Annotated in this window: 12 protein-coding genes; 4 read left to right on the top strand and 8 right to left on the bottom strand. The window is 74.7% G+C overall.

The features are described 5' to 3' along the window. Positions 1–72 precede the first annotated feature (72 nt). A complete protein-coding gene (locus tag ABZ459_RS34070) occupies positions 73–729 on the bottom strand; it encodes a class I SAM-dependent methyltransferase (RefSeq protein WP_357979202.1) in 657 nt (218 codons plus the stop codon). 158 nt (positions 730–887) lie between these two features. Between ABZ459_RS34070 and ABZ459_RS34065 the strand changes: the two genes are divergently transcribed. After that, positions 888–1,649 (top strand): alpha/beta hydrolase, encoded by a 762-nt coding sequence (locus ABZ459_RS34065; protein ID WP_357979200.1) that lies wholly within the window; start codon positions 888–890, stop codon positions 1,647–1,649. An 11-nt stretch (positions 1,650–1,660) separates the two neighbouring features. Here ABZ459_RS34065 and ABZ459_RS34060 read toward each other — a convergent pair whose 3' ends face one another. Continuing rightward, positions 1,661–3,142 (bottom strand): MFS transporter, encoded by a 1,482-nt coding sequence (locus ABZ459_RS34060; RefSeq protein WP_357979198.1) that lies wholly within the window; start codon positions 3,140–3,142, stop codon positions 1,661–1,663. 104 nt (positions 3,143–3,246) lie between these two features. On the opposite strand from ABZ459_RS34060, the gene ABZ459_RS34055 reads away from it, so the two are divergent. After that, the gene (locus tag ABZ459_RS34055; protein WP_357979196.1) at positions 3,247–4,095 is read left to right on the top strand and encodes a helix-turn-helix transcriptional regulator; all 849 of its coding nucleotides are present in this window, start codon (positions 3,247–3,249) and stop codon (positions 4,093–4,095) included. 111 nt (positions 4,096–4,206) lie between these two features. Here the strand turns inward: ABZ459_RS34055 and ABZ459_RS34050 are convergent, their stop codons facing one another. From ABZ459_RS34050 to ABZ459_RS34035, 4 genes are all read right to left on the bottom strand, one after another. Then, positions 4,207–4,563 carry a PRC-barrel domain containing protein gene (locus tag ABZ459_RS34050; protein WP_357979195.1) on the bottom strand — a complete coding sequence of 119 codons (357 nt, stop codon included), beginning with the start codon at positions 4,561–4,563 and terminating at the stop codon, positions 4,207–4,209. A 78-nt stretch (positions 4,564–4,641) separates the two neighbouring features. Continuing rightward, a complete protein-coding gene (locus tag ABZ459_RS34045; protein ID WP_357979193.1) occupies positions 4,642–5,079 on the bottom strand; it encodes an SRPBCC family protein in 438 nt (145 codons plus the stop codon). Positions 5,080–5,139: 60 nt separating this feature from the next. Further along, positions 5,140–6,018, bottom strand: coding sequence for an AraC family transcriptional regulator (locus ABZ459_RS34040; RefSeq protein WP_357979191.1), 879 nt, complete (start codon positions 6,016–6,018; stop codon positions 5,140–5,142). 18 nt (positions 6,019–6,036) lie between these two features. Then, complete coding sequence (locus tag ABZ459_RS34035) at positions 6,037–6,381, bottom strand: VOC family protein (RefSeq protein ID WP_357979189.1); 345 nt, start codon at positions 6,379–6,381, stop codon at positions 6,037–6,039. A 152-nt stretch (positions 6,382–6,533) separates the two neighbouring features. Here ABZ459_RS34035 and ABZ459_RS34030 point away from each other — a divergent pair, with 152 nt between their 5' ends. After that, positions 6,534–7,796: a serine hydrolase domain-containing protein gene (locus ABZ459_RS34030; RefSeq protein WP_357979187.1), complete on the top strand. Its 1,263-nt coding sequence runs from the start codon at positions 6,534–6,536 to the stop codon at positions 7,794–7,796. Between the two features lie 6 nt (positions 7,797–7,802). Here ABZ459_RS34030 and ABZ459_RS34025 read toward each other — a convergent pair whose 3' ends face one another. Continuing rightward, complete coding sequence (locus ABZ459_RS34025) at positions 7,803–10,994, bottom strand: BTAD domain-containing putative transcriptional regulator (protein ID WP_357979186.1); 3,192 nt, start codon at positions 10,992–10,994, stop codon at positions 7,803–7,805. Positions 10,995–11,101: 107 nt separating this feature from the next. Here ABZ459_RS34025 and ABZ459_RS34020 point away from each other — a divergent pair, with 107 nt between their 5' ends. Continuing rightward, entirely contained in the window at positions 11,102–11,539 is a 438-nt protein-coding gene (locus ABZ459_RS34020) for a cupin domain-containing protein (RefSeq protein ID WP_357979184.1), read from the top strand. On the opposite strand, the gene ABZ459_RS34015 is transcribed toward ABZ459_RS34020, so the two are convergent. Then, positions 11,512–12,492 carry a helix-turn-helix domain-containing protein gene (locus ABZ459_RS34015; protein WP_357979182.1) on the bottom strand — a complete coding sequence of 327 codons (981 nt, stop codon included), beginning with the start codon at positions 12,490–12,492 and terminating at the stop codon, positions 11,512–11,514. The two genes, ABZ459_RS34020 and ABZ459_RS34015, sit on opposite strands and share 28 nt — an antisense overlap. Positions 12,493–12,550 lie beyond the last annotated feature (58 nt).

Below are 12,550 nucleotides of genomic sequence, written 5' to 3'. Positions count from 1 at the left end.
GTCCGCACCTCCCGGGCGTGTTAGCGCGGCGGGCGTGCCGGTTCGTGGCGGGACGCCCGCGTGCTCGTTCCTCTAGTCTGCGTCGCCGGGGGTCGCGGCGCGCATCAGCAGGTGGCCGCGGCGGAACCGTTCGTCCTCCAACGGCTCGCGCAGTATCCGGCCCACCTCGACGAACCCCTCCTTGCGGGCCAGGGCGGCCAGTTCGTCGATCGGCCAGCGGTAGGCCGGCGTGACCTTGTGGTCGAACTCCGTGACCGGCTCGCCCTCGGACTCGAAGAAGCCGACCAGCAGGTGACCGCCGGGGGCCAGCACCCGGCGGAACTCGGCGAAGTACGGCGGCAGTTCCGCCGGCGGGACGTGGATCATGGAATACCAGGAGATCAGACCGCCCAGCTCGCCGTCGGCCACGTCGAGGGCGTCCATCGAACCGAGCTCGAAACGCAGGCCGGGAAAGTCCCTGCGGGCGATGTCGAGCAGCGCGGGGGACAGGTCGACGCCGAACGCGTCCAGCCCGAGGTCACGCAGGTGGGCCGTCATGTACCCGGGGCCGCACCCGGCCTCGACCACGGGCCGGGGTCCGGCGGCCCGGACGAGTTCGGCGAACACGGCGACCGTCGCGCGGTCCAGCGGCAGGCGGTCGAGCGAGTTCCGGGCGAGGTCGGCGTACAGGTCGGCGACGGCGTCGTAGGCGCGCGCGGTCGCCGTGAGGTAGGGGGAGGAGTCGGCCATGGCGGACGACTGTAGCCCATCGGCCCGGGTGTCACCGAGCCGTTGCCGCCGCGCGTCCCCCACGACGGGCCGCCGGTTCTCGCGTTTATGCTGTGAACAAAAATCCAAACTGTTCATACGGATACAGTCGGCCGGCGCGGCCACGGAAGGGATCCCCCATGCTGAACGACCTGCCGTACCTGTCGGCCGGCGAAGGGCCGCCCCTGATCGTCCTGATCTACACCCCGCAGGCGGCCAACCCGACGGGCATGACGCGCTGGTCCACGATGCGGATGGTGCGACCGTTCACCCGGGACTTCACCGTGTACGTCGTCAACCGCCCGCCAGGGCTGCCGTCCACCACGACGATGGCCGACCTCGCCGCGATCTTCGCCCAGGCGATCAGGACGACGTTCGACGGGCCGGTCAACGTGCTGGCCCTGTCCACCGGCGGATCCATCGCCCTGCAACTGGCCGCCGACCATCCCGGCCTGGTCGACCGGCTCGTCCTCGCGGGCACGGCCTGCACCCTCGGCCCGGCCGGCCGGCGGGCCCAGCGCGGCTACATCGAACGGGCCCGCCAGGGCAGGCGGCCGAGCCCCGCGCTGGCCGAGATCGTCACCGAGTCGGCTCCCGGCCGCTTCCTGCTCAGGGGCCTGCTGTGGCTGTCGGACGGCGGGCGCGCCGACCACGCCGACGCGGTCACCGTGCTCAACGCCGAGGACGGCTTAGACCTGCGCGGCCGGCTGCACGAGATCAAGGCGGCCACCCTGCTGATCCAGGGCGGCGACGACCTGGTCTACCCGCTGGACCTGGCCCGGCAGACGGTCGATGGCATCCCCGACGCGCAGCTCGTCGTCTACCCCGGCCGCAGCCACAGCGGCACCTTCACCGACGAACGGTTCGCCCCCGACGCCCTCGCCTTCCTGACGGACGGCTGAGGGCGCGCCCCTCAGTGGCCGACCGGCCGCGGGGCGTGCCGTACCGGCGTTCGCACCAGGCCGACGACGCCGAGCACCACGTGCAGGGCCCCGGCCACCGCCGCGGCCACGTGCAGCCCCGCGACGAACGCCGTCGCGGCCTGCGCGGCCGCCGCCGGCACGAGGGCGGGCAGCTGGAGGGTCTCGTCCAGGGTGGGGGCCAGGTCCGGTCCCTGGAGCCGGAAGACCAGGGCGGCGAGCGAGCCGAGGAGCGCGATCCCGAGGGCGTTGCCGATCTCGTTGCTGGTCTCGGCCAGCGCCCCCGCCGCTCCGGCCCGTTCCGGCGGGACGGCCCCGACCGCGGTGTCGGCGACGACGCTGAACGAGATGCCGTACCCGACGCCCGCGACGACCGTGGACGCCACGTACCAGCCGACCCCGCCCGTGACGGCCGTCGGGAGCAGGAGCAGCAGCCCCGCCGCGACGGAGAAGTGGCAGACGGCGAGCGCGGCCCGCCTGCCGACGCGGTCGACCACGAACGGCGTGACGACGCAGGTGACGGTGAGCACCACCGCGCCGGGCAGCGCGTGCAGCGCCGCGTGCAGCACCGGCAGGCCGAGGACGGACTGGAGGTAGACGCCCGCCAGGTACGCCGTCGCCGACCACGCCGCCAGCGGCAGCAGCCCGGTGACGATCGCCACGGTGAACACCCGGTCGCGGAACAGCGAGAACTCGATCAGCGGCTGCGCGAGGCCGCGTTGCCTGCGGACGAACCACGCCAGCAGCCCCAGCCCGGCCGCCCCCGCGACGACCGGCACGGCCGACAACCCTTCGGCGGCGGCGTGCTTGAGCGCGTAGATCGTGAGCAGCAGCCCTGCCGCGGACGTCACGACGCTGGGCACGTCCACGCGCCCGGCGCGGGTCGCCCGCACCTCGCGGAGCAGGACCGGCGCGAAGACCAGGAACAGGGCGAGGACGGGCAGGTTGACCAGGAAGACCGACCCCCACCAGAACCGCTCCAGCAGCACGCCGCCCACGATCGGCCCGGCGGCGAACCCGGCCGCGAACGCCGCGGCGAACACGCCGATGGCCTGCGCCCGGCGCCGCGGGTCGGTGAACAGCTCGCTCAACACGGCCAGCGCCGACGGCAGCAGGGTCGCGCCCGCCACCCCCATCAGCGCGCGGGCCGCGATCAGCAGCTCCGTGCTGGGCGCGAACGCCGCCGCCATGGAGCCGGCGCCGAAGACCGCGGCGCCGACCATGAGCAGCCGCAGCCGCCCGTACCGGTCGCCGAGGTTGCCGAACGCGATCAGCAGGGAGCCGACGGCGAAGCCGTAGACGTCGAGGATCCACAGGGCCTGGCCTGCGGTGGGTGTGAGGGCCTGGCTGATCCGGGGCATCGCCAGGAACAGGATCGAGCCGTCCATGGAGACCAGCAGGACGGGCCCGAGGATCACCAGGAGACCGAGCCAGGCCCGCAGGCCCGGGGGAGTGGGCGTGTGCTGTCGATACATGGGGCCGACACTCGGGCAGGACGCGCCGGGCAACCATCCCCCTGGCGTGGGTGCACCCAGCAGGTGTACCCACGCGGCCCCCCGATCGGCCTAGGCTCGGTGGTGTGGAGAGCCTCGGAGCGTTTCTGAAGAGCCGTCGTGATCGGGTCACGCCCGCCGCGATCGGGCTGCGTACGTTCGGGACGGCCCGCCGGGTCCCGGGGCTGCGGCGCGAGGAGCTGGCGCAGCTCGCGGGGGTGAGCGCCGGGTACTACACGCGTCTGGAGCAGGGGCAGGCGGAGACCGCCTCGGAGCAGGTGCTCGACGCTCTGGCGCGGGTGCTGCGGCTCGACCGGATCGAGACCGTCCACCTGCACAACCTCGCCCGGCAACCGGCCCGTTCCCGGTTGTCCCGGCCGCCCGGGGAGGAGCCTCGTCCGCGGGTGCTCGCGCTCCTGGAGTCGCTGAAGGACACGACGCCGGCGGTCGTGCTCGGCCGGCGTGGGGACGTGCTCGCGTGGAACCGTACGGGTCACGCGCTGATGGGGGAACATCTGCCGTTCGAGGCGCCGTGGGATCCGGCGAACCGCCCGTCCGTCCCGAGGATGTTCTTTCTGGATCCGCTCTTCCGCGACCTGCACCGCAACTGGGACGAACTAGCCCGTATCCATGTCGCCTACCTCCGGCTCACCGCGGGCCGGTTCCCCTCGGACGCCCGCCTGGCGGAGCTGATCGGGGAGCTGACCATGCACAGCGCGGAGTTCGCGGCGTTGTGGGCGGTGGGCGAGGTCGCCGACTGCACGGTGGGCACGATGCACCTGCGGCATCCCACGGTCGGCGCGGTCAGCGTCGACTATCAGGTCTGGCTCCAGCCCGACAGCCCTGACCACCGGGTCGAGATCTACACTCCGGCCGACCCGTCCTCCGCCGACGCCCTGCGCATCCTGACCCACCAGACCGGCCGGACGTCCTGAGACGTCCGGCCCTCGGGGGCCCGCCGGTCGCAGAGCTGTGGGGCCTTGGCAGCTGCTGCGGCGCGCGTCGCGCCCGGCGGGCACCCCGACGGGTACCCGGGTTACGCGGGGTCAGACGGTGCCGTTGAAGCGGTTGTAGTACGCGCCCACCTCGTCGCGGTGGGCGTCGTCGTTGTACACGGCGTCCTCGTCGAACTTCGGCGAGTCCTTGATCTCCTGCTTGGTCCGCGCGAGGTGGACCTTGCGCTCCTGCGGATCGATCCGCGTGACGGTGCCGGCCGGCAGCACGACCTTCTTGCCGAAGATCCACGGACCGGTGTCGACCACCAGGTAGCTGTCGCCGACGGTGTGGCTCGCCTCGTCCACCGAGCCGATCGAGCCGTCGGTGGCCTCGACGTCGAAGCCGACCACGTCGAGAGTCTTGTCGCCGTAGACGTCGGAACCGTAGCTCCACATGTCCTGAGACAAGGCGTTTCCTCCTGATGATCTAGAGAACGTTGCCCACCCACTCTTCCCGGTTCAGCCGCGCCAAACATCGGACCGCGGTCACTCCGCCGCGCGGGCGGCGTACGCGGCGAGGCCGTCGGCCATGCCCTGCACGAAACGGGTCAGGTACCACCGCCAGAAACCACCCGACAGCGGCATCCTCGGCTCGAAGGCGGCCGACCACGTGATGTCGGTGCCGCCGTCGGCGGCCGGCGCGAGCTCGACCGTCCCGCGGTAGGAGCGGAACGGGCCGCCCAGGTTGTCGTAGACGAACCGCCGGTCGGGCACGAGCTCGACGACGCGCTCGCGCGAGACGTTGCGCCCGGTGCGGAAGACCCTGGTGTCGCCGGCCCGCTGCCGGGCCGCCGGATCGCCGCCCTCGACGTCGGCGGAGTCGATCGGCGACCACGACGGCCAGGTGGCGGCATGCGTGAGCGCCGCGAAGACGGCCTCGGGGGCGGCCTGCGAGCGAGCGGTCACGGCGAAGGAGTACGGCATGAGCCCCAACGTAGGCACCGGCCCCACCCGTGGGCCATGCGCACGATTGCCGTCGATCGGTCAGTTCTTGCGGTACGCCGACGGCCGCACGCCGGTGTGGCGCAGGAAGGCCGACGACAACGAGCCCGCACCGGCGAACCCGCAGCGCCCGGCGATCTGCTCGACGCTGAGCGAGGTGGACGACAGCAGCCGCCGCGCCTCCTCGATGCGCAACCGGGTGAGGTACCGATGGGGCGTCTGGCCGGTGCCCTCCCGGAACACCCGGACGAAGTGGTACACGCTCAGATGCACCTCGGCCGCGATGGCGGCCAGCGTCAGCGGCTCGGCCAGGCGTTCGGTCATGATGGCGACACCCGCCCGGACGGCCGCGTGCTCGGGGCCGGGCAGGCGGCCGGCCCCGCCCTGGGTCAGCAGGTGCGTCACGAGGAAGGCGGCGGCGGACTCGGCGTACAGGTCGCCGGCCGCCGCGCGGCCCGGCAGCGCGCGCAGGAGCTGCTCGACGACCGGGTCACCGGCCGCCAGGGCGGCGGCGGTCGCCTCGAAGTCGGGCTCGCGACCGCCCAGCGCGTCGGCGGCCCGCCGTACGGCCGCCGCGGGGACGTGCACCTGGACGGTGCTCAGCCCGGCCGCCGCCCGGTAGCTGATCGACCCGGCGCGGCCGGGGACCATGAGCTCCAGGTGGCCCGGGACCCAGCGCCGTCGGGCCGGTCCGCCGCCCGCGTGCATCCGCAGGTCGGCGTTCCCCGCCACGCAGAGCACGAGATGCAGGTCGGCCACGGCGGGCAGGGCGAAGTGCTCGGCCTCGGGCGCGTGCCGGAAGCCCTGCACCAGCAGTGACCGCCAGCCGGCGTCGTCCCAGCTGTTGTAGGTGTGCCGCACGTACGCCGAGGTGTCGAGGCCGGCGTAGGGCGCCAGGTCGAAGTCGGGCGAGTCGAACACGTCCCGAGCCTAACCGGATCATCGTGGCGGGGCCTCGGCGAGCGAGAGGCTGTTGCCGTCCGGGTCGAGGACGTCCACGTGGCGCACGCCGTTGCCGTACGTCTCCACGGGCCCGTGCTCGATGCCGTGCCCGGCCAGCCTGGCCAGGATGTCGTCGAGGCCGGACACGCCGAACGTGATCATGGTGCCGCCGACCCGCGCGGCCCGCATGTGCCGGTCGTCGATGACGACCCACGCGTTCTCGCCGACCCGCCACAGGTGCTCCTCGCCGACGACCTCGTCCGCCGGGCGGCCGAAGAACACCTCGTACCACTTCTGCGCCGCCGCCCGGTCACGTACGCACACCACGCTGTACAGATCCACTCGGACCACTCCTTCCTGTCGCCATGAAGACTCCGCCGGTGGGGCGAACTCATCGCCGTGGCGGCGGGCTGACAGCGGGATGTGTGCGGTTTGTGAGCGGGGGGCCGGAGGGTGAGGGCGTTGGTGTCACCCGATGGAGGAGGAACCGGTTCATGTACCCCTGTGATGTCCCGTCCCGGCGGGCGGCGCGGCCGCGGTGGCTGCGCGCGCTCACGGCTGCCGTGCCGGCCGTGGGCCTGGCCGTGGTCGCGGCGCTCCCGGCCGCCGCCACGGCCCGTCCGGCCGGGGACGGGACGCCCGCCCTGCTGCAACGCCTGGCGCGGGAGGCGGTGGCGGCCGGGGCGCCCGGCGTGCTCGTCCGGGTCGACGACGGCCGCGGCCGGCCCGTCGAGATCGTCGAGCAGGCCGCCTGGACCAGACGCGATCACGTGCTCAAGGCGGGCGACGAGTTCCGCATGGGGTCCAACACCAAGACCATGGTCGCCGTGCTGGTGCTGCAACTCGTCGCCGAGGGCAGGCTCGCCCTGACCGACCCGGTGGACAAGTGGCTGCCCGGCAAGGTGCCCGGCGGCGGCGCGATCACGCTGCGCATGCTGCTGAACCACACCAGCGGCCTGTACGACTACACTGACGACCCCGCGATCCGGCCCGCGCTGCTCGGCAAGGACCGGCGGCGCTGGACCCCGGCGAAACTGCTGGCCCTGGGGGTCAAGCACGCTCCGCTGTTCGCGCCCGGCGCCAGATGGTCCTACAGCAACACCGGCTACGCCGCGATCGGCGCCGTCCTGGAGCGGGCCACCGGGGCGAGCCTGGCCGACCTGGTCAGGGACCGGATCGCCCGGCCGCTCGGCCTCGGCCACACCTACTACGCCACCGGGCCCGCCTGGCGCGGCTCGTACGCCCGCGGCTACGAGCCGGACGCCGCCCACCAGCCGCCCGCGGTGCCGTCCGCGTTCCGGCGGCTCGCCGGGCCACGCCACGACGGCCACGTGGACGTCTCCGGCCACGATCCCGGCTGGGGAGGCCCGGCCGGGGCGGTGGTGTCCACCACCCGCGACTGGGCCCGCTTCCACGCCGCGCTCATGTCCGGCAGGCTGCTGCCTGCCGCCCAGCTCGCCCAGCTGCGCACCACCGTCCCGATGGATGCGCGGCAACCGGACGGGCCCGGCTACGGGCTGGGCATCCAGACCGCCGCCCATCCGTGCGGCACGTTCTGGGGCCACGACGGCGGCATGCCGGGCTACCTGACCACCAACCTCACCGACCGGACCGGCGGCCGCACGGCCACCGTGCTCGTCGCGGCGGAGTACTGGGCCGAGTTCGAGGCCGACCCGAAGCTTGCCAAGGCCGTCCAGGCGCTGCAGACGGCGGTGACCTGCACGATGTTCGGCACGCCGGTCCCCGGCACCGGCTGAGCGGCGCTAGCTGGGCGGTGCGGTGACGACCGTCGTCACCAGGCGCTCGGCCTCCGCCCGTGACATCGCCGTGCCGCCCGCGTGCGCGGCGGCGAACCCCACGGCGCCTAGGGCGGCCTCGGCCCGCCGGGTGAGCCGCCGCACGTCGGCGTCGCCGGAGCCGGTCCAGCCGCCCAGCACGGTGGCGGCCCCGAGCAGCCGGCCGGCCCGTTCCGGCCGGTCACGGCCCAGCTCGATGGCGGCGGCCACGACCGCGGTCGCCGCCGCGACCGGTGTGTGCCAGGTCAGCGTCAGGCGCACCGCCGGATGGTCGAGCCGGCGGGCCGCGCGGTCGGGGAACCCCTCGGCGAGGTCCGCCCGAGCCAGTACGCCCAGCAGCAGCGCGGTCAGCGGCGGCGTGGTGGACCGGTCGGGAGGGGCGCAGGCTAGGCCGGCCAGGGCGTGCTCGCGCGCCGCCGCCGCCTGCCCGGCGGCCAGCTCCAGCCGGGCCAACCCCAGTCGCACCTGGGTGCTCGACTCGGCCGACCCGCTCCGCCCGGCCCGGCCGAGCAGGCCGGTCAGCGCCCGCCGCCCGCCGTCCACGTCACCGGACTCGGCCCGGTGCAGCGCGGCGGCCACCTCGTTCTCCATGGTGTGCTCGGGCATGCCGAGCTCGCGGAAGCACCGGGTCGCGTGCTCGGCCAGAGCGGGGGCGGTGGCGGGTGCGCCGGACCGGACCAGCGCCGAGCCGAGGGCGCTCAGCGTCATGCCCTGGCCCCACCGCTCGCCGAGCTGCTCGAAGCCGGCCAGCGCGCGGGCCAGCGCGTCCTTCGCCGCGGCGAAGTGGCCGGTGTTCATCGCCAGCACGCCGCTGACCAGCAGCGCCAGCGACCGGCTCCACGGGTCCGCCCCCTCCTCCGGCACGGCGTGGTCGCCCTTCGCGGCTATGCCGACCGCCAGCCGGGCCATCTCGGCGATGGGATGCGTGCCTGGGACGAGCTGGGCCAGAGCCGTCCTGATCCGGTCGAAGGCGGCGTCGGTCTCCTCCGGCCCGGCGGCCTCGACGGTGGCGATCGCGTGGGCGGCGGCGACCAGCGCGCGGGATCGCGGGTCGGCCGGACCGCCGGCCTGGAGCACCTTGCCGAGCAGGTCGAGCGACTCCGGCGGGAAGTCCCGCAGGAACCAGTACCAGCTCAGCGCGACGCCGAACCGGACGGCCCGCCCGGCGTCGCCGGACTCGACCGTCCAGCGGATCGCGGCCGACAGGTCGTCCCGTTCCGCCGCCAGGCGGGCCAGCGGGCGCAGCTGGTCCGACGTGCGCAGGTGCGGATCGGCGGCCTCGGCCAGCCGCAGGAAGAACCGGGCATGCCGGTCGCGCGTGGCGGCGACCTCGGCGCGTTCGGCCAGGCGCGCCAGGCCGTACTCGCGGACGGTCTCCAGCAGGTGGTAGCGCGGCTCGGCCGGGTCGGCGGAGTCCGCCGGGTGCAGCAGGGACTTGTCGACCAGCGCCGCCAGCAGCTCCGGCACGTCGTCGGAGCCGCCGATCGCCGCCGCGGCGTCCTCGGCGAAGCTGCCGCGCACGACCGACAGCCGTTCCAGCAGGGCCCGTTCGCCGGGGTCGAGCAGGTCCCAGCTCCAGGCGACGGCGGCGGCCAGGGTGCGGTGGCGCGGCAGCGCCGTCCGGCTGCCGGCGGTGAGCAGCCGGAACCGGTCGTCCAGCCGGGCCGCGACCGCCTCGACCGGCAGGGCGCGCAGCCGGGCGGCGGCCAGCTCGATCGCCAGCGGCAGGCCGTCGAGGCGGCGGCAGATCTCGACGGTCGCCGCCAGCGCGCCGCCCTCCAGGACGAAGCCGGGTCGTACGGCGGCGGCGCGGTCGCCGAAGAGCCGGACCGCCGCGGCGGACCGGGCCGCCTCCGGCGTCGCGCCCGGTTCGGGCAGGTCCAGCGGCAGCACCGGGTGCAGGGTCTCGCCGTCGATCCGCAGGGGTTCGCGGCTGGTGGCCAGCACCCGCAGCCGCGGGCAGCGGCCGAGCAGCGTCCCGCACAGCGTGGCGGCGGCCTCGATCACGTGCTCGCAGTTGTCCAGCACCAGGACCAGGTCGTCGTCCGCGAGCAGCTCGGCCAGGTCGTCCATCTCAGCCCGCGCGGGCGCGCCCTCCTTGCGCGTCCGGATCAGGTCGAGCAGCACGCGGGGGACGTCGTCGGGCCCGACCGCGGCCAGCGGCACGAACCACACCCCGCCGGACGGCGTGAGCCGCCGGCCGACCGCGCCGGCCAGCCGGGTCTTGCCCGCCCCGCCGGGGCCGACCAGGGTGACCAGCCGGGCCCGGCCGAGCAGGCCGGTCACCCGGCGCACGTCCTCGTCGCGGCCCACGAAGCTGGTGAGCGGGACGTCGAGGTTGCCGTGCGACCGGCCCGACGGCGACGGCCCGGACGCCCGGCGGGGGCCGGGAAGTTCGCCGCGCAGGACCGCCAGGTGGGCTTGCTGGAGGTGCGGTCCCGGGTCGCCGCCGAAGTCGTCGGCGAGCCGGCCGCGGATGCGCTGGTAGGCGGCCAGCGCCTCGGCGCCGCGGCCGTCGCGGGCGAGTGCCCGGATGAGCTGGGCGTGCAGACGCTCGCGCAGCGGATGGGCGGCGGCCAGTGACTCCAGCTCGGCGACCAGGCCGGGGTCGGCGCCCGATGTCAGGTCGGCCTCGACGCGGTCCTCCAGGGCGGCCAGCCGGGCGCGTTCGAGCCGGTCGGCCTCGGCGGCGGCGAACGGCGCCGCCCGCACGTCGGCCAGGGCCGGCCCGCGCCACAGGCCCAGGGCCTCCCGCAGGACGGCGGCCGCCTCGCCGGGCCGGTCCCGCGCGGCCGCCCGTCCCTGCCTGACCAGCCGCTCGAACCGCACGGCGTCGACGGCGTCCGGCTCGACGGCCAGCCGGTACCCGGCGGGGCCGGAGGTGAGCAGCCCGGGATGCCCGAGTACGCGCCGGAGCCGGGACACCAGCGACTGCAGCGCGTGCATGGGGGCCTCCGGCGGCGCGTCGTCCCACAACGCCTCGGCCAGGGTCTCCGGCCGGACGGCACGCCCGGCGTCCAGGACCAGCCTGGCCAGCAGCACCCGCAGCCGCGCGCCGCCGATCCGCGCCGGACCGCCGGCGGTCACCAGCGACAGGGGGCCGAGGACACCCACGCGCAGCTGTCGGCCGTCGCCGTCCGGCCTGGTCGAATCCGCCATGGCCAGGAGTCTGGCACGCGGCGGGGAGCCGTGACGCCTTGACGAAGCGGACCGCAGTCCGATACGTTGCCGGAGATATTCGGACCACAGTCCACTTGGAGATCGAGATGCTCAGAAAAGTGATCACGGCCGGCTCGCTGGCTCTCATGGCGCTCGGCGCCCCCAGCGCGTACGCCGACTCAGGCCCCGGCAAGGTCGTCCACCACTCGCACAAGGAGGCGGGCTCGCCCTGCGAGGGGCTGAAGGGCTGCACGTTCGTGCAGCTGAAGGGCGATCCGAAGACCGGCCCCTCGGAGGCCATGTTCACGCTCAAGGCCGGCACGCCCTTCTCGCCGCACTGGCACACCAGCCCCGAGCACGTCGTCGGCGTCTCGGGCGTGATGCTCTGGAACGTCAAGGGCCACAAGACGTACCGGATCGGCGCGGGTGACTACCTGTACTACCCGTCGAAGGCCGAGCACTGGGGCAAGTGCGCCGCGGGCGCCGACTGCGTCTACTACGTGTACGACTCCAAGCCCTACGACTTCCACCCCGCCGGCCGCTGAGCGGGCGTCGCCCCGCGGGCGCGGAAGGTGCGGCGGTAGGCGTCCGGAGGCACGCCGACCGTGCGGTTGAAGTGCCGGCGCAGCGTGGCCGCGGTGCCCATGCCGGTGGCCTCGGCGATGGCGTCCACGCCGTCGTCGGTGGTCTCCAGCAGTTCCTGGGCGCGGCGGATGCGCTGGGTCAGCAGCCACTGCAACGGGGTGGTGCCGGTCATGGATCTGAAGTGGCGGCCGAGGTGGCGCGAGCTCATGTTCGCCCGGCGGGCCAGGTCCTCCACCGTCAGGGGCTGGTCCAGGTGCCGGCCCGCCCAGGCGAGCAGGTCGCTGAGGGGATGCCCGTGCGGCTCCGGGACGGGGGTGGCGACGAACTGGGCCTGGCCGCCGGGCCGGTGCGGCGCCACGACCAGGCGGCGCGCGATCGCGTTGGCGACCGCCGAGCCGTGGTCGCGGCGGACCAGGTGCAGGCACAGGTCCAGGGCGGCGGCCTTGCCCGCGGCGGTGAGCACGCTGCCCTCGTCCACGTAGAGCACGTCGGGATCGACCTGGATGCGGGGATGGCGGGCGGCCAGCGTCTCGGTGTGTGACCAGTGGGTGGTGGCCCGCCGTCCGTCCAGCAGGCCGGCCGCGGCCAGGACGAACGCGCCCGTGCACAGCGAGGCGACCCGGGCGCCCGCCTCGTGCGCCGCGCGCACGGCCGCGACGAGGTCGGCCGGCGGCTCCTCGTCCACCTCGGCCCAGCCGGGGACGATCACCGTGTCGGCCAGGACGAGCCGGTCGAGCCCGGCGTCCGGTTCGAGCAGGAACCGCCCGTCGGCCCGTACGGGGCCGGCGCCGCAGATGACCGGCTCGTACCAGCGCTCGACGGGGACGGGCGGGGGCGAGCTGAACAGTTCGTAGGCCAGGGCCAGCTCGAAGTGCAGGATCCCGTCGGCGACGGCTACCGCGACTGTGGTCACGTCTGGAATTGTACGCATCATGTCGTTCCGGACGCTCGTGCGGCGACGCCGTGGGCCG

This window comes from Nonomuraea sp. NPDC005692 (assembly GCF_040631115.1).
In the GTDB taxonomy this organism is placed as follows: domain Bacteria; phylum Actinomycetota; class Actinomycetes; order Streptosporangiales; family Streptosporangiaceae; genus Nonomuraea.
This window is presented reverse-complemented; position numbering and strand designations above follow the sequence as displayed.

Coding starts and splice junctions, on each gene's coding strand:
- ABZ459_RS34025 (WP_357979186.1), bottom strand. CDS start 10,994: ATGGCGGATTCGACCAGGCCGGACGGCGACGGCCGACAGCTGCGCGTG.
- ABZ459_RS34020 (WP_357979184.1), top strand. CDS start 11,102: ATGCTCAGAAAAGTGATCACGGCCGGCTCGCTGGCTCTCATGGCGCTC.
- ABZ459_RS34065 (WP_357979200.1), top strand. CDS start 888: ATGCTGAACGACCTGCCGTACCTGTCGGCCGGCGAAGGGCCGCCCCTG.
- ABZ459_RS34060 (WP_357979198.1), bottom strand. CDS start 3,142: ATGTATCGACAGCACACGCCCACTCCCCCGGGCCTGCGGGCCTGGCTC.
- ABZ459_RS34070 (WP_357979202.1), bottom strand. CDS start 729: ATGGCCGACTCCTCCCCCTACCTCACGGCGACCGCGCGCGCCTACGAC.
- ABZ459_RS34045 (WP_357979193.1), bottom strand. CDS start 5,079: ATGCCGTACTCCTTCGCCGTGACCGCTCGCTCGCAGGCCGCCCCCGAG.
- ABZ459_RS34030 (WP_357979187.1), top strand. CDS start 6,534: ATGTACCCCTGTGATGTCCCGTCCCGGCGGGCGGCGCGGCCGCGGTGG.